Raw genomic sequence first — 15,242 nt, 5'->3', positions numbered from 1 at the left:
TACGGATGTAGAACATACAATTGAGCTTGCAGGTATCTTTGTACAAATTGGTTTATTGCCGAATACGGATTTCTTAAAAACATCGAATGTTGCGCTTTCAAACCGTGGTGAAATTGTGATTAACGACCGTAATGAAACCAATGTGAAAGGTGTGTTTGCGGCGGGTGACTGTACCACTGTGCCATACAAACAAATCATCATTGCCACAGGTGAAGGTGCCAAAGCATCATTGTCGGCTTTTGATTACATCATCCGTTCAGGGCAGTAAATAATAAAAAAGAGGTTAAAGTGGTCCCCAAACACTTTAACCTCTTCATCATGAGTTATTTGAATATTATTTTTATCAAATCTTTTTGTTTTACTGGAACTTTGGAGGTTCACCCTAAGTTCCTTTTTTATGCCTGCAAGGTGTAAATCTAAAGTGTCCCCAAGCACCTTAGATTTACCATTGCATTAAATTTTTTTTATTTTTCGGGCTTATCTTTTTACTTTTCCCAAGCTTTTTTTATTTAATTAAGCAATTATTGTTCCAACTCAATGGAAAATATTAAGATTTAAATAAGTTCAATCCTTTAAATTTTTCCATCAATTGCACCTGTGTTTCTATGTGCTCAGGATGTGGCGTAATGCAGTCAATTGGACATACTGCAATACAGGTTTGGTGCTCATAAAAACCGACACATTCGGTACAACGATCTATATCAATCTCATATACTTTACTGCCTTCAAAGATGGCCTCGTTAGGACATTCAGGCAGACACATATCGCAATTAATACATTGATGGGTAATCAATAAAGCCATACGTTTATCTCTTAGCCCGCGACATATGCCAGTGCAGAGGCTGTAATGTCTTGCATTGAATGCGGTAGATTACGAATGAGTAGGGCATAGTTCATATCGACATCGGCAGGAACAGGAATATCAACGATATGACCTGAGCCTTTGGCTTCAGAAATGGCATGACCTTTCTTGTCTAAAATTTCAGTTAGTGTAAAAGTGATGTTGCCAGAAGTGGTCATGAGTTCTAATGAATCACCCACGTCAAAACGGTTTTTGACTTCAATTTTAATATAGTTGCCATGACGTTCTAAAACCTCACCCACAAACTGTTGATGGTCAAAACGTGATGAACCCGTTTCGTAGTTTTGATATTCACTATGCACATGACGACGTAGAAAACCTTCGGTATAACCACGGTTGGCTAAACCTTCTAATTGACTCATTAATGCTGGATCAAAAGCTTGATCAGCCAGTGCATCATCAAGCGCCTTACGATAAATTTGTGCAGTACGTGCGCAATAAAAGTAAGACTTGGTACGACCTTCTATTTTTAATGAGTGAATGCCCATTTTCGCTAAACGATCGACATGCTGAACGGCACGTAAGTCTTTAGAGTTCATGAAGTAAGTGCCATGTTCATCTTCTTCAGCAGCGAACATTTCTTCTTCATTACGTTGTAATAAAACCGGCTCGCCAAATTGGTGTTGTTCTATGGCGTGTTGCTCATCGGCATCTTTATTATTGCAGCAAGATGCTGTCTCCAGTGGTTGGACTGGAATGACATCCCCAGATGCATCTTCTGCTGCTTCGTGAATATTATATTTCCAGCGACACGCATTGGTGCAAGCGCCTTGATTTGCATCACGTTTATTCATATAGCCTGAAAGTAAGCAACGACCGGAATAAGCCATACAGAGTGCGCCATGTACGAAAACTTCAATTTCCATATCAGGCACGTTCTGTTTAATCTCTTCAATTTCATCGATAGATAATTCGCGTGACAAAATGACACGGGTTAAGCCCATATTTTTCCAAAATTTTACCGTTGCCCAGTTCACCGCATTGGCTTGAACAGAGAGGTGAATCGAAACTGCTGGAAAATGTTCACGCACCATCATGATTAATCCCGGATCAGACATAATCAAAGCATCAGGTTGCATGGCAACAACAGGTTCAAGGTCTCGAATAAAATTTTTCAGTTTACTGTTGTGTGGCTGAATGTTGACCACCACATAGAATTTTTTGCCTAAAGCATGTGCCTCAGCAATACCGATTTTTAAGTTGTCATGATCAAATGCATTATTACGTACACGTAAGCTATAACGTGGCTGACCTGCATAAACAGCATCGGCTCCATAAGCAAATGCATAACGCATATTCTTAAGTGAACCAGCAGGAGAGAGGAGTTCAGTTACGTGGCAAATAGTCATGAATTAAATAAAGGCATACAAAAAATATGTCTTTATTGTAGGGATATAAAAAAATGATTCAACCTAGTAAAAAGCTCGGATTTCATCAAACTCGCATAGGAATCTGGCTAGGTTGGAGTTGTTGTATATAAAAATATGTATGTTCCGCTATGTTAGGATCTTGCATGTGGATCAGGTTGCTTTTTTCAAACCGCTTACAGATTAAACTCAGTAAGATATTTTGTGACTGATCGTGAAATAGGTTGAACGATATGTGTGTAATTTGTCCCAAATTGTGCAACTCAGCTAGCCAAAAGATTACGATATTTGAGCTTATTATGCTCAACACAAAATTTGCAAGATCGACGCCAAGAGTAGTGGCTTTATGACCGTTTACATATCGAGTTATCTATACGATTTTTTTGTTTACAACCTGTAGCGGCACAAGGTTTTATGACTTGATTGTACGAAATTAAGGCGCTGTGAAATTTTGAACGATTTTGATTAACCAGTTAGAATAACAATGATTTTTAATTTTTATGTGCCTAAAATAGTGGTCGCAATATTTTATTAGAAGCTTTGTTGAGCACCTGTGCCGCAAGGTTTTGGTCTGTGCAATGTAGGAAATCAACCCAGTGGTAAAGTCCATCTTTTGACTTGAAAAACCGTGCAAAGTTTAATATTTTTACTAATAATTTATCCAGTAAAAAACATGCAAGACTGTGAGCAGTTTTAGCTTGAAGTGATAATTATGCTTTGTGATTCGGTGGCACAAAAATCATCCTACTCTATTTGGAAAATGCGATAAAAGTTCATGACGGCTAGGTCGATGCATTGCATTTAGAAGTGTCTAAAGAAGAAAAATTGCAGGCATCTATGTAAAGTATTAAACATCTCCAACGTCATTTCAATGCTCTTTTTGAGTTGAATTAAGCAGATTTAAGTCGTCAAAAATTAATCAAAAAAGTTTGAAATGTTACAAAAATTGTATAATCACAACACATTATTTTTAATATGAGCACTGCAAAATTTTCATTTTTAGACCGAAATTCGTCTTTTAGACTGGTTTTTCTGATGCTGTTTACGACAATTATTGATCTTTTGCTTGAAATAGCAGTCTTCATTGCCTTAGTCCACATGTTTCGTGGTTCAAACGAAGGTTTTGTTTAACTACAGCGCTTATTCAGTCGCTTTTAACTGCTTTAAAATTTGACAATGATCAATGGTGGTATCACTCGAACAGCTCTTGCGTAAGCCTTGGAGCTGCGTGTGAAAAGTGTGTAATTCAGCAATCTTTTCTTCAACTTGCTGAATGTGCTGTTCAATCATTTGATCAACCACTTGGCAACCTGCTTGAGGCTGTTTGACTAATTCAGCGAGCTGACGAATTTCCTGTAATGACATATCTAAAGCACGGCAGCGTTTAATAAAAATTAAGCGTTTTAAGGCCTCCTCATCATAATAACGATAGTTATTTTCACCACGAAAACAGGGTTGAATCAGCTGTTTTTTCTCGTAAAAACGAATCGTGTCTGTGGACAATTGTGTTTTTTGGGATAGATCACGAATTAAATAATTTTTCATAGTATTCATTTTTGTGCTTGACCTTGGAGTTACTCCATAGTTTTGAATTAGCATAATACAAATAAATGTAAATTGAAATGGAGTGATCACATGGCATGTTCTTGCAGTCCTACCCCAGCACCACAAAAACCGAACAGTAAATTTAGAACAGCGTTGTGGATTGCACTGTTTATTAATGCTGCCATGTTTGTGATTGAATTGATTGGCGGAGCCTATGCACATTCATCCGCACTTTGGGCAGATTCGCTCGATTTCTTTGGTGATGCCATGAATTATGCTATTTCGTTGGCTGTGCTGGGGGCAAGTTTGTATTGGCGTGCGACCGTTGCATTGCTCAAAGGTGCAACAATGGCACTGTTTGGTCTGGTTGTCATTGGAAAAACGACTTATGCCTATGTACAAGGAATTCCACCTGAAGCAATTACGATGGGCGCAATTGGGGTTTTGGCTTTAATTGCGAATGTTATTTCAGCCTTATTTTTATATGCCTTTCGAGATGGGGACTCGAATATGCAGTCGGTATGGCTCTGTAGCCGTAATGACGCGATTGGAAATGTAGCTGTAATTTTCGCTGCGGTGGGTGTGTTTGGAACAGGAAGCTTAATTCCAGATTTAATGGTGGCTTTGGTGATGTCGATTCTAGGATTGACTGGTGGTTATCAGGTAATTCAAAAAGCCATGAAAGAGCGACAGGCAAGTAAGCGTATCAATCTAGTGGAGGAATGCCAATAAATAATGAGAGCGGCATACTCTCATTGTTGAATGCTATTGAATAACGCGAGGAGGAAGATAAATCGTAAATTCATTGATTGGTTCAATCAGTACACTATAGGGATTTAACTGATTCTCGAAAGATACTAGATTCATACGGTCTAAAAGATCAAATTTTGCATGAAGTAGCTTTGCTGGCTTCGCTTGTAGACGCGCATGCCAAACACGATAAGTACCTAATTTACCGTCTCTGCGATGGTAAAAGCCCGCAAGTGGGTGGGTTAAATAGACTAAGTAAGTTTCTAAATTGGGGAAGCCTTCATAGTGCCATGGGTTTTCATGTGATTGGGTGAGTTGTAGTTCAGCACTGGCCCATTCAGACTGAGTCTGCATTTTATACTGACTGTATAAGCCATCGGAATCTTGATGGCAGTCAAAATCGAATACCGCAGTATGCCAAGGTAACTGCCACAAATAACGCGGCACGATCAGTGTCCAAGAGTCTAATGTTGTGCCAATAAACCAGACGCAGCGTTCTTGTGTTTCCTGATCAATGACATAAACACGGTAATTGGTCTGTCCCATAGTGAAGTTAGGAAAAGGGCACACCGCAGAAGTAAAATCGACATCTATAAATGGAACGACAGACATTAAAGCCTGCTCTTTCCCTTGATATTGAATGGTGTCCAGCTTAAAGCGTTCTGGAATAATATCTTTAAAACGAATTGGGTCTAGTGCATAAGTAATCAACGCAAAATGTTTTAATTTGCATTGCACATCAAGACCAGTAGGTTGAGGGCGCGGATGCAGAAAATCTGGAAAATTTAAGTTTGGAAAAGTCATTGAATTAATCTGGGACATTTATAATTGTTGAGTAAATATAAAACAAAGTTTACTGCTGAGTAAATAAAGGCTGAAGCATTATTCACCTATCATTTAATAGCTTTCGTTTTTCTAATTCAGACAAGCAAGCAAAAGGCTACTGCGACTATGAGTAGGCGATACAAAATTATTTTAAAACCGAATAGTTCCTAGAAAAGAGTTATTCAAACAACGAACAGACTTTTGAATCAAATATACAGTGTTTTATTAATCATAAAAAATATCTAAAAATAATGGCTTATGTCGTTATTTTATCCATTTTACTCCAGAAGTTTTGCCAAAGCTGTAGGTATTGTTCAAGTAACTGTTCATAGTCATGTTGTTGAGAGCTGCGGTAACTTTGAGTCAGAAGGGCCCAAATATCATCTTCATGATTATCATCATTGGCTAATTTTTCTGAGTGATCTACTACACCATGACAGGCATAATATCCATAGGTAAATTGCACATCATATTTTTCTAAATTAATTCTGAGTGCTTCACTGTATTTAATGACCTGTAATTCTGCACAGGCTAAAATTAACAATAAATTATTATAAGAAGGTAGGTGTGGCTGATTGAATTGGTTGAGATCATAGGCTTCCGTAACGACCTGTTTCGGATCTAAAGGGTTAACCTGTAATAATTTCAGTAAATCCATAAAGTAAACGAGATGAGATCTTGCTGGCGAACTTAAACTTAGCTCATAGGTATTAAAACCCAACTCATCAATTAAGTTGAGTGATAATAAATAGCGTGCATAGGCCTTAGCATGAATACGGTCTACTTCATGAATATTTTCATGATTTTCCAATTGTAAAGCTTGATAAATAACCATGCTGAGTGTATCAGTAAAGTTTTTTACAATAGCCGTAAAATAATTGATATGAATGAACTTTAACTGGTCTAAAGACAAAGTTTGGCTGTTAAGACGCGTTAAAATTGGAAGCTGAAACAACGGATGTTGTAGGCACTTTTGTTTAAGTTGCTGAACCTCATGAACATGCTTGTTCCATAAGGTTGCCGGAATAGACTTTTTAATAAAACTCAAAGCTTCAAGCCGTGCATTTTCAGATTGAGTGAAAGAAAGTGTACTCATAAGGGGAGGTCAGTCTTTGAATCTTTCAATCATAGTAAAAAAAATATAAATACGCTACACCATTTTTTATAAAAGACTTTCATTTCAAACATTTGCTCTTGTAGAATAAATAGAGTAATAAATGATAAACATGAATTTTTTTAATATGATGCAAAAAATGTTATGCTAGTGCATATTTACGCTAGATGATTAAAAAGATGCATCTTTTTCTATTTTATTTTGCTTCGTTATACAATGAAAATAAGGTTGGTAGGTAAGTAACATGTCTAAAAAAGACGACATAATTAATACTGCACTGCATCTTTTTAATTCTTACAGTTATAATTCAATTGGGATCGATCGGATTATTAGTGAATCTGGCGTTGCGAAAATGACATTTTATAAATATTTTCCATCTAAGGCGAAACTGATTGAGGAATGCCTGCATCGTAGAAATATGAATCTACAAGAGTCTTTAGATGCCGCGATTGCTAAATGTGACTACAATGACTATCTAGCACATGTAAAAACCATCTTTTTTTGGTATCAGGCATGGTTTCATATGGAAGATTTCAATGGGTGTATGTTTCAGAAGGCCGTTGAAGAAGTCTCTAAAATATATCCATCAACCATGCAACCCGCTATAGAATATAAAGAGTGGTTGCTCGAAAGAATCCGTTTTGCTTTAGAGCAGTTGGCAATAAAACAGCCACTTCAGTTGGCTGTACTTTTGACTAGTATTCTCGATGGGATGACGATACAAGCACAAATTGATAAAAATTCGGTCAATATTGAGGAATACTGGAAACGTGTTTATCAGTTAATTCAATTGGAACTCATGGCCGTTTAAATTTTACTGTGCTTATCGTTTGCTGCTTATAAATTTTAAAAAATAAAAAAGCGTGAATATTATAGTTATATATCACGCCTCGCTGAAAGTTCTTGGTTTAGTATTAATATTGAAGTCTCTTTCATAATGAAATTGGCTAAAATATTAATACTATGAGGAGTTTGAAAACTCCCTTCTTATGTTGTTTTTATACTTGTAAAGTGCCCTCTGGATGTATTATAAACTTCAGCTAAATAAAACAAATCAGCAGTATACAGACCTGTCTGTTTATGTTTGAGATTATAGGTACTTTTATTGCTTAAGACAACAATTTTTAGTCAGTTTTTTGACAAATTCTGACCAAAAATGTTGGTGTGGTTAAAATTCACTCACATTTATTCAGATTTAATAAAAAATAAATATTTGAAAATAAAAAAAACCGAGGGAATTCCTCGGTTTTTCAATATGACGCGGTATTATTTTTCAACAAATGCACGTTCAACCACATAATCGCCAAGCACACCCATACGAGGTGATTCTTTTAGCCCATGCTGATCTAAAAGTGCAACAACGTCTTTTAGGAATGCAGGGCTACCGCAAAGCATTGCGCGGTCAGTTTCTGGGTTGAAACGTGATAGACCAATTTTTTCGAAGATTTCACCACTTTCAATTGCCGTGGTTACACGACCTTGGTTTGGATATTCTTCGCGTGTTACAGTTGGGTAATAAACCAGCTTGTCTTTAATGCCTAATTCTTCGAAAAATTCATGGTTTGGAAGTTCATTGTTAATTAAGTCTTGGTAGGCCAATTCAGAGATGAAACGTGTACCATGAACAACAATCACCTTTTCAAAGCGTTCATAGGTTTCAGGATCACGAATGGTTGCCAAGAATGGTGCAAGACCAGTACCTGAAGAAAGTAAGTACAAGTTTTTACCTGGGTTTAAGTCATCAAGCACTAAAGTACCTGTAGGCTTTTTAGAGACTAAGATTTCGTCGCCCACTTTTACTTTTTGTAAAATAGAGGTTAAAGGACCATCTGGCACTTTAATTGAGAAAAACTCTAATTCTTCTTCGTAGTTAGCACTGGCAATAGAATAAGCACGCATTAAAGGCTTACCGTTTACTTCAAGACCAATCATCACAAATTGACCATTTTTAAAACGTAGCGCAGTGTCACGCGTGGTTTTAAAACTGAATAATGTGTCATTCCAGTGGTGGACGTGAGTAATCTTCTCGACGTTGAAAGCAGCCATTAAAGGTCTCAATAAATTATCAAATTAGAACAGCTTACTATTCTAATCTAAAAACATTCTCGATAAACTGAATATATTTAATTGAGCTTATCAGAAAAATTGATTATGACTGAACTTAAAGTGCCTATTATTGGGTATATGAATTCACCTTATCGTGAAAAATTTGGTATTCCGAGACAACCTAATTTGGTTCAAGTCGAATCTTATATTGAAATGGTTGAACCTTATAATGATTTATTGGCGTTCGAAGGCATTGATGAATTTAGTCATTTGTGGTTAATTTGGCAGTTTCATGACAATAAAAATCAACAAGATAGTCATAATTTTCGCCCTCAAGTCCGACCACCCCGTTTAGGGGGGAATAAGAAAATGGGGGTGTTTGCGACACGGAGTATGTATCGTCCTGCACCTATGGGCTTGTCTGTGGTGCAGTTGAAAGAAGTGAAAAAAGTCGGTAAGTCTGTTCGTGTGTATGTGACAGGGAGTGATTTGCTCAATGGCACACCAATTTTAGATATTAAGCCATATATTCAATATTCAGATGCCGTTGTTGCTGCAAAAAGTGGTTATGCGCAGCATGAGCCTGAACGAATGCGGGTTATTTGGAGCGAAAGTGCGGAGCAACAAAAGCAAGAGTTGATTCAGGTTCAAAACTTAGATGATCGAATTATGAGTGAGTTGGAGCAAGTTTTATCCTTAGATCCAAGACCTGCTTATCAAAATGATGCAGCGCGGATTTATAAAATGAATTTTGCTCATTTAGATGTGAGTTTTTCTGTCGGATTAGGCAATATTACGGTTGTTGATATTGTTCAACTCTAGCGTAGGCTGACCCAGAAAAGCACACTGATTAAAACGAGCATATGTAGTATTTGAGCAGGAACGAATACGCGCGCGAATTTCCAGCCACCCGTTAAAGTCGCATTAATAGATTTCGAAATTGCATGAGCGCCTAAGCCTAAAATCATGGCATAGAGTAATGTTGAGTTGGTTGGATCACCTTGAATGACCACGGCCGCTGCGGCTGCGTGAATTTCAAATAGTGAAGCTAACAGCGTTCCTGCAATTAATCCAGCATCCCCAAGTAAAAGATTGAGTCCATAAATTCCTGCTTGAATAATGGTTAATGTACCTGCAATGATGGCAGCTTCTTTTAAGCTAAACATTCGGCTATCGATTAATTCTATATTTTCAGGTGCTTTTGCGTTACGTAAAAGCCATAAAGCACAGAGAGCGAGAATAATAATGGCAAGTAATGATGGAAAAATCAGAATTTTTAGCCAACTTACAGACACTCCAGCAATAATAATTAACAACAGCAATAAGGTAGAAATACAGGACATCAGTGCTGCACCTGCATTAGCATTTGCTTCTGCACGACCTGAGCGAACTTCCATACCTAAGCTGGCGATGGTGGCTGTACTCGATACAAAACCAGATGCTATAGATGAAAGCATGAGGGCATTTTTTGAAGACAGTAAGCGTTTTGCAATATGCGCTAAAGTTTGAACTACCAGTATAAGCGCTAGCAGTTTTAAAATAATATAAGGGTTGAGGACTGAACCCCATAAAGGTGTGTTTGGGGTCAGCGGTAAACCAATTAAAATCAGCGCGAGTAAAAATAAACCATCTTTAAACTCAGCTTCGGTAATCCATTTGCTTGCAATACCATGTATTGAATGTTTCATCATTAAAATAATGGTCAGTACAACGGATAAACTTGCAGCCAGTGTAATGTTCCAAAGGCAAAGTGCGCCGATAAAATAGGTCATGACAAAGGCCAGTTCAGTGGTTACACCAGGATCTTTAAGCTGGTTTTTAAGCGAAAAAATACCAATTCCACCAATAATGATTGCACCGACCAGACCAAAAATAGCGCCAAAAGTAAAACATAGCGCACCAAGTAAGGCACAGATTACAAATGAACGAACGCCAGCAAAGCTATGTTGATTTTCACGTTGTTTGCTTCTTTCACGCTCTAAACCGATTAATAAACCACAACCCAAAGCCGCAGCCATAATCATCAGTAATTCTTGAAATGATGTGCTTTGAAGCGATAGATTAAGCAGATTATTCACAGTATTAATCCAAAAACTTAAGGTTGGGGGTGTGGTGGTTAATTGAACAGTGTATGAAGCATTATTGGCTATAAATCAGCGAAAGTAAAAGTATAATCGTCGTTAAGTTAAGAGTAGTAATGGCCTTTATTTGAAAGTGAGGTAAGGGATCAATAAAGTTAATTTAACGCTCAAGTGCTTATTTTTATAAAAGTGATTTAAGCGAGATGAAATTTAGTTTGCTATAGTATTGCGATGTTTTGGGGCTTAGAACAATGAATTTTAATTTTGAAATGGACACATCTTGGTGTCTAGAACAATTACAAAAAGATGAACGTATTACCGAGCGCAATAAGCTACTGATACAAACGACACATCGGCAACGTGAGCAACTCAAGTGGCATCCATTGCAGTGGATTGCAAATTTTGATCTGGTGGATCAATCGCACCCTCAATCCACCCTGACTTTAAACCGTTTATGTCAGTGGATTGCAGAAAAAGCCAATATTCCTTTTTATATTATTGATCCTTTGAAAGCAGATGTGCAGGCATTGACCAGTGTGATGTCGCAAGAATTTGCAGTGCGTAATAAAATTTTAGCGGTTGAAATTCAAGCAGATAAAGTATTTATTGCAACGGATCAACCTTATAAAACAGAATGGGTTGCGAATTTAGAACACAGCCTTTTACCGAAAAAAATTCAGCGTGTATTGTTAAGCCCAGACCAGCTACAGCGCTATTTGGTGGAATATTACCAAGTTAGCCGCGCTGTAAATTCATCACAAAAAGCCAATGCTTATGATCGTGATCACAAAGGGGTAGAGGCGCTCTTACAATTGGGAGATACCCAAAATCCAGATGCCAATGATCAGCATATTGTCAAGCTTGTGGATTGGGTTTTACAGTTTGCCTTTGAACAAGGTGCGAGTGATATTCATCTCGAACCGCGTAAAGATGCAGGAAAGGTACGTTTTCGAATAGATGGTGTATTGCATACCATTTATAAAATGCCAGCCAATACACTGACCGCGGTGATTTCACGGATTAAAATTTTAGGTCGGATGAATGTGGCTGAAAAGCGTAAACCTCAAGATGGCCGCTTAAAAACCCGTACCCCGAAAGGACAAGAAACAGAGCTACGTTTATCGACTTTACCGACTGCGTTTGGCGAAAAAATGGTGATGCGTATTTTTGACCCCGAAGTTTTGGTCAGAAGTTTTCAACAGTTGGGCTTTGAAGGCGATTTACTCAGTGATTGGCAAGCCTTAACGTCGCATAGTCACGGCATTATTTTGGTGACGGGGCCGACCGGTTCGGGAAAAACTACGACTCTGTATTCTTCACTGAAACAGCTGGCAACAGAACAGGTGAATGTCTGTACGATTGAAGACCCGATTGAAATGCTTGAACCGAGTTTTAATCAAATGCAGGTAAATCAAGGGATTGATTTGGGCTTTGCCGATGGCGTACGCGCTTTAATGCGTCAAGACCCCGATATTATTATGGTGGGTGAGATTCGAGATCAAGATACCGCAAATATGGCGATCCAAGCTGCGTTGACAGGTCATTTGGTGTTATCTACTTTACATACCAACGACGCACCTTCAAGTCTGACGCGATTGCATGATTTAGGCATCCAGCCATTTTTAACTGCGGCGACCATTTTAGGGGTTCTGGCACAACGTCTGGTACGGAAACTGTGCCCACATTGTAAACAAGAAACCTTTATTAATGAGCAAGAGTGGAAGCATTTGACTTTTGATTATGAAATCGAGATGCCAAATTTTGTATTCCATGCTGTTGGTTGTGAAGCATGTCGTCACACGGGATATAAAGGTCGTATTGGTATTTATGAATTTATGCCTTTAAGTTTGGAGAGCAAACAGCTGATTGGGGCAAATGCTAACTTAAACCAATTACGTCATCAGGCCAAGAAAGAAGGGATTGAACCTCTTCGAATTGCAGGTGCACGTAAAGTTTTAGCAGGGATGACCACTTTAGAAGAAGTTTTGCGCGTGGTGCCTTTAAATTAAAGTATTGTTCAAGATTAATAAATCTTAAGATTCACCTCATCTTGATTTGTTTTAATGACTTTATCGAAAAGGTGAACAAAAAGATGAGGGTTTTAATTATGAATATGATCTCAAAAGCAGCTTTAATTGCAGGTTTGGTGGGTGCAACGACATTTGCTATGGCAAATACCGCAGTCAATCAAACTGCAATTGCACCGCAAGTGACCACAACGGTTAAACATGCGTTGACTTTAAAAGACGACACGAAAGTACAGCTCAAAGGTTATATCGTTAAAGCTGTAGGAGATGAGAAATATCAATTCCGTGATAATACGGGCACGATTACCGTCGATATTGATGATGAGTTATGGCAAGGTAAACCAATCTCTGCAAAAACACCTGTCACCTTGATTGGTGAAGTTGATATTGATTACAAACCTGCAAAACGTGTTGAAATTGATGTGGAAGCCGTTAAATTTTAAGTTGTTCACGCAGCTGAAATAATAGATATCAGTGACTTGAGTAGATATCTATCTCAAAACCACATGCGTTATTCATGTGGTTTTTTTCAATTTAATGCCTTTTAAAGCATGTTATCTTAAAAGTAAATCATGTCTAAATATGAGAACAACACATGCGAATCTTACTGGCAGAAGATGATGCCTCCCAAGCAGAAAGCATAAAAACATGGCTAGAAATGGATGGTTATAATATTGATTGGGTTGAGCGTGGTGATCATGCCATTTTAGCCCTTGAACAGCATCAGTATGATTGTGTGTTACTGGATCGTGGACTTCCTAAAATCAATGGCGATGACATTCTTAAAACTATACGCGCACAGCAACAACCCACGCCCGTAATTTTTATTACAGCGCAGGACAGTATTCATGATCGTGTTGAAGGTTTAGATTTGGGGGCCAATGATTATTTGGTCAAACCTTTTAGTTTGGAAGAACTTTCAGCCCGTGTACGTTCGCAATTGCGACAACATCAAGCTCAAGTGGGGCAATATCTTCATTTTGCCAATTTACAATTAAACCCACAAGCAAAAAACCTAAAGCAAGATGGTCAACCCATCAACCTCACTGCAAAAGAGTTTCAAATTTTGCATAAGTTGATGCAAAAACCAGATCATGTGGTCACACGTGAACAATTAGAAGAATCTTTATATGCATGGGGCGATGAAATAGAGAGCAATGCGATTGAAGTCTTTATTTATCAATTGCGTAAAAAAATAGGCAGCCAATATATTAAAACCATTCGTGGTTTAGGCTATCGCATGAGTCACGATTAATATGCGCAAAACAGTCTCTTTACAAACCAAACTGATTAAAACCTCATTATTCAGTTCAATTCTGACAGGACTGTTGGCATTGTTGCTGTTTGTGCTGATTTCACTGTATCAGACCATGCAAGTGCAAGATCAAATCATGGATGAAATTGCCGATATGCTCTTGATTTCGGATATAACCACACATTCAGGACAACAGGTGGATGAGCTGAGCGATGAGTTCGATATTCAATACCAATTAAAAGATCAACAACAGATTCTCACCGAATCAAAAGAATTCCCGTTAGAACAGCAAACTTCAAAACTGCAAATGCAGGCATCAAATGGTTATCGCTATATTTGGCAAGATCAGCAATTATGGCGCATGTATAGCGCTGAAGATGCTGAATTGAAGATGTCTGTGACTATGCTACAACCTGTAGGGGAACGCTTCAAAGAGCTGGCTCAAAATGTTATGGGTTACAGCCTGATTTTAATTTTGCTTTGGTTCATACAGTGGTTGATTTTACATTTTGCGGTGAAACGTCAATTTAAAGTCATTCAGCAATTGTCTAAAAACATTGCTGAAAAAAATGCCGATGATTTAGCACCCATTCAGCAGCAAGTGCCTGAGTTAAAAGAATTACAGCCGATGGTCTTGCAGTTGAATCAATTATTGCAGCGACTTAAACAATCGTTGCTCGCAGAACAGCGCTTTACTGCGGATGCTTCGCATGAACTGCGTTCGCCTTTATCCGCTATTCAGATGCGTTTACAGGTGCTTAAACGTAAATATCCAGACTTAAATCAGGACTTGGCGAGTATTCAAAATGATGTCAGTCGCGGTACGCAAGTTTTAGAAAATTTACTTTTACTGGCGCGTCTTGATCCAACCAATACCAACCAATTACCCAAAGTAGACGTTAATTTGCAGGCTATTGTTTCCGATGTTATTCAAGCTTTGCAACCCTTTGCACTAGAGAAAAATATTCAGATTACAACACAGATCGCGGATGATCTTTCTATCCTTGCCAATGAAAAATTAATTTTTACCTGTATGCGAAACCTTGTTGATAATGCAATTCGCTATGCTGGACAAGGCGGACATGTATTTATTGATGTACAACAAAGGCAGCAAAATGTGGTCATAACCATTGCCGATGATGGGCAAGCACTCACTGAAGAGGTTTTACAGCGTTTAGGTGAGCGTTTTTATCGTGTCTTAGGAACAAAAACACAAGGCTCTGGACTCGGACTTTCGATTTGTCAAAAAATAATGCAATTACATGCAGGTGAAATTCATTTTTCTAAATCTGTCTATGGTGGATTACAGGTCACGCTGCAATTGCCGTTGCCTAATAAATAACTAAAAAGCAGTATGTTTGTGCACATAC

15 protein-coding genes are annotated in these 15,242 nt (G+C 38.0%); 8 read left to right on the top strand and 7 right to left on the bottom strand.

Features of this window, described 5'->3' with window-relative positions:
• Positions 1-268, top strand: a 268-nt coding sequence (locus B9T30_RS09225) for an FAD-dependent oxidoreductase (RefSeq protein WP_171264146.1), incomplete at its 5' end; no start/stop codon positions are given.
• A gap of 279 nt (positions 269-547) precedes the next feature.
• Here the strand turns inward: B9T30_RS09225 and B9T30_RS09220 are convergent.
• The 3 genes from B9T30_RS09220 to B9T30_RS09210 all read right to left on the bottom strand — a co-directional run bounded on the left by B9T30_RS09220 (position 548) and on the right by B9T30_RS09210 (position 3,774).
• Entirely contained in the window at positions 548-802 is a 255-nt protein-coding gene (locus B9T30_RS09220) for a YfhL family 4Fe-4S dicluster ferredoxin (protein ID WP_086184704.1), read from the bottom strand.
• Between the two features lie 11 nt (positions 803-813).
• Positions 814-2,211 (bottom strand): tRNA 5-hydroxyuridine modification protein YegQ, encoded by a 1,398-nt coding sequence (yegQ, locus tag B9T30_RS09215; RefSeq protein WP_086184703.1) that lies wholly within the window; start codon positions 2,209-2,211, stop codon positions 814-816.
• 1,158 nt (positions 2,212-3,369) lie between these two features.
• Positions 3,370-3,774, bottom strand: coding sequence for a Cd(II)/Pb(II)-responsive transcriptional regulator (locus B9T30_RS09210; RefSeq protein WP_086184702.1), 405 nt, complete (start codon positions 3,772-3,774; stop codon positions 3,370-3,372).
• Between the two features lie 90 nt (positions 3,775-3,864).
• Between B9T30_RS09210 and B9T30_RS09205 the strand changes: the two genes are divergently transcribed.
• Positions 3,865-4,506, top strand: coding sequence for a cation transporter (locus tag B9T30_RS09205; RefSeq protein ID WP_086184701.1), 642 nt, complete (start codon positions 3,865-3,867; stop codon positions 4,504-4,506).
• A 33-nt stretch (positions 4,507-4,539) separates the two neighbouring features.
• On the opposite strand, the gene B9T30_RS09200 is transcribed toward B9T30_RS09205, so the two are convergent.
• Positions 4,540-5,328 carry a DUF2071 domain-containing protein gene (locus B9T30_RS09200; protein ID WP_086184726.1) on the bottom strand — a complete coding sequence of 263 codons (789 nt, stop codon included), beginning with the start codon at positions 5,326-5,328 and terminating at the stop codon, positions 4,540-4,542.
• Between the two features lie 277 nt (positions 5,329-5,605).
• Positions 5,606-6,445, bottom strand: a complete 840-nt coding sequence (locus tag B9T30_RS09195) for a hypothetical protein (protein WP_086184700.1) — start codon at positions 6,443-6,445, stop codon at positions 5,606-5,608.
• A gap of 262 nt (positions 6,446-6,707) precedes the next feature.
• On the opposite strand from B9T30_RS09195, the gene B9T30_RS09190 reads away from it, so the two are divergent.
• A complete protein-coding gene (locus tag B9T30_RS09190) occupies positions 6,708-7,274 on the top strand; it encodes a TetR/AcrR family transcriptional regulator (protein ID WP_086184699.1) in 567 nt (188 codons plus the stop codon).
• 455 nt (positions 7,275-7,729) lie between these two features.
• Here the strand turns inward: B9T30_RS09190 and B9T30_RS09185 are convergent, their stop codons facing one another.
• Positions 7,730-8,509, bottom strand: a complete 780-nt coding sequence (locus tag B9T30_RS09185) for a ferredoxin--NADP reductase (protein ID WP_086184698.1) — start codon at positions 8,507-8,509, stop codon at positions 7,730-7,732.
• A gap of 105 nt (positions 8,510-8,614) precedes the next feature.
• Here B9T30_RS09185 and tsaA point away from each other — a divergent pair, with 105 nt between their 5' ends.
• Positions 8,615-9,331: a tRNA (N6-threonylcarbamoyladenosine(37)-N6)-methyltransferase TrmO gene (gene tsaA / locus B9T30_RS09180; protein WP_086184697.1), complete on the top strand. Its 717-nt coding sequence runs from the start codon at positions 8,615-8,617 to the stop codon at positions 9,329-9,331.
• On the opposite strand, the gene B9T30_RS09175 is transcribed toward tsaA, so the two are convergent.
• Positions 9,328-10,533 carry an MgtC/SapB family protein gene (locus B9T30_RS09175; RefSeq protein ID WP_086184725.1) on the bottom strand — a complete coding sequence of 402 codons (1,206 nt, stop codon included), beginning with the start codon at positions 10,531-10,533 and terminating at the stop codon, positions 9,328-9,330. The genes tsaA and B9T30_RS09175 overlap by 4 nt on opposite strands.
• Before the next feature lie 308 nt (positions 10,534-10,841).
• Between B9T30_RS09175 and B9T30_RS09170 the strand changes: the two genes are divergently transcribed.
• The 4 genes from B9T30_RS09170 to B9T30_RS09155 all read left to right on the top strand — a co-directional run bounded on the left by B9T30_RS09170 (position 10,842) and on the right by B9T30_RS09155 (position 15,214).
• The gene (locus B9T30_RS09170) at positions 10,842-12,599 is read left to right on the top strand and encodes a GspE/PulE family protein (RefSeq protein ID WP_086184696.1); all 1,758 of its coding nucleotides are present in this window, start codon (positions 10,842-10,844) and stop codon (positions 12,597-12,599) included.
• A gap of 98 nt (positions 12,600-12,697) precedes the next feature.
• Positions 12,698-13,060 carry a NirD/YgiW/YdeI family stress tolerance protein gene (locus tag B9T30_RS09165; protein WP_086184695.1) on the top strand — a complete coding sequence of 121 codons (363 nt, stop codon included), beginning with the start codon at positions 12,698-12,700 and terminating at the stop codon, positions 13,058-13,060.
• 152 nt (positions 13,061-13,212) lie between these two features.
• A complete protein-coding gene (locus tag B9T30_RS09160) occupies positions 13,213-13,872 on the top strand; it encodes a response regulator transcription factor (RefSeq protein ID WP_086184694.1) in 660 nt (219 codons plus the stop codon).
• A 1-nt stretch (position 13,873) separates the two neighbouring features.
• Positions 13,874-15,214, top strand: a complete 1,341-nt coding sequence (locus tag B9T30_RS09155; protein ID WP_086184693.1) for a sensor histidine kinase — start codon at positions 13,874-13,876, stop codon at positions 15,212-15,214.
• Positions 15,215-15,242: the final 28 nt, after the last annotated feature.

The sequence above is a fragment of the Acinetobacter sp. ANC 4973 genome, from assembly GCF_002135275.1.
Lineage (GTDB): Bacteria > Pseudomonadota > Gammaproteobacteria > Pseudomonadales > Moraxellaceae > Acinetobacter > Acinetobacter kyonggiensis.
Note: the sequence above shows the minus strand (reverse complement) of the source record. Positions and strands in the feature narration are given on the sequence as shown.

Excerpts from the sequence above, each read along its gene's own strand:
- yegQ (WP_086184703.1), bottom strand. The coding sequence starts at position 2,211 with ATGACTATTTGCCACGTAACTGAACTCCTCTCTCCTGCTGGTTCACTT.
- B9T30_RS09165 (WP_086184695.1), top strand. The coding sequence starts at position 12,698 with ATGAATATGATCTCAAAAGCAGCTTTAATTGCAGGTTTGGTGGGTGCA.
- B9T30_RS09195 (WP_086184700.1), bottom strand. The coding sequence starts at position 6,445 with ATGAGTACACTTTCTTTCACTCAATCTGAAAATGCACGGCTTGAAGCT.
- B9T30_RS09200 (WP_086184726.1), bottom strand. The coding sequence starts at position 5,328 with ATGACTTTTCCAAACTTAAATTTTCCAGATTTTCTGCATCCGCGCCCT.
- B9T30_RS09155 (WP_086184693.1), top strand. The coding sequence starts at position 13,874 with ATGCGCAAAACAGTCTCTTTACAAACCAAACTGATTAAAACCTCATTA.
- B9T30_RS09185 (WP_086184698.1), bottom strand. The coding sequence starts at position 8,509 with ATGGCTGCTTTCAACGTCGAGAAGATTACTCACGTCCACCACTGGAAT.
- B9T30_RS09205 (WP_086184701.1), top strand. The coding sequence starts at position 3,865 with ATGGCATGTTCTTGCAGTCCTACCCCAGCACCACAAAAACCGAACAGT.
- tsaA (WP_086184697.1), top strand. The coding sequence starts at position 8,615 with ATGACTGAACTTAAAGTGCCTATTATTGGGTATATGAATTCACCTTAT.
- B9T30_RS09210 (WP_086184702.1), bottom strand. The coding sequence starts at position 3,774 with ATGAAAAATTATTTAATTCGTGATCTATCCCAAAAAACACAATTGTCC.
- B9T30_RS09170 (WP_086184696.1), top strand. The coding sequence starts at position 10,842 with ATGAATTTTAATTTTGAAATGGACACATCTTGGTGTCTAGAACAATTA.
- B9T30_RS09190 (WP_086184699.1), top strand. The coding sequence starts at position 6,708 with ATGTCTAAAAAAGACGACATAATTAATACTGCACTGCATCTTTTTAAT.
- B9T30_RS09160 (WP_086184694.1), top strand. The coding sequence starts at position 13,213 with ATGCGAATCTTACTGGCAGAAGATGATGCCTCCCAAGCAGAAAGCATA.
- B9T30_RS09175 (WP_086184725.1), bottom strand. The coding sequence starts at position 10,533 with ATGATTATGGCTGCGGCTTTGGGTTGTGGTTTATTAATCGGTTTAGAG.
- B9T30_RS09220 (WP_086184704.1), bottom strand. The coding sequence starts at position 802 with ATGGCTTTATTGATTACCCATCAATGTATTAATTGCGATATGTGTCTG.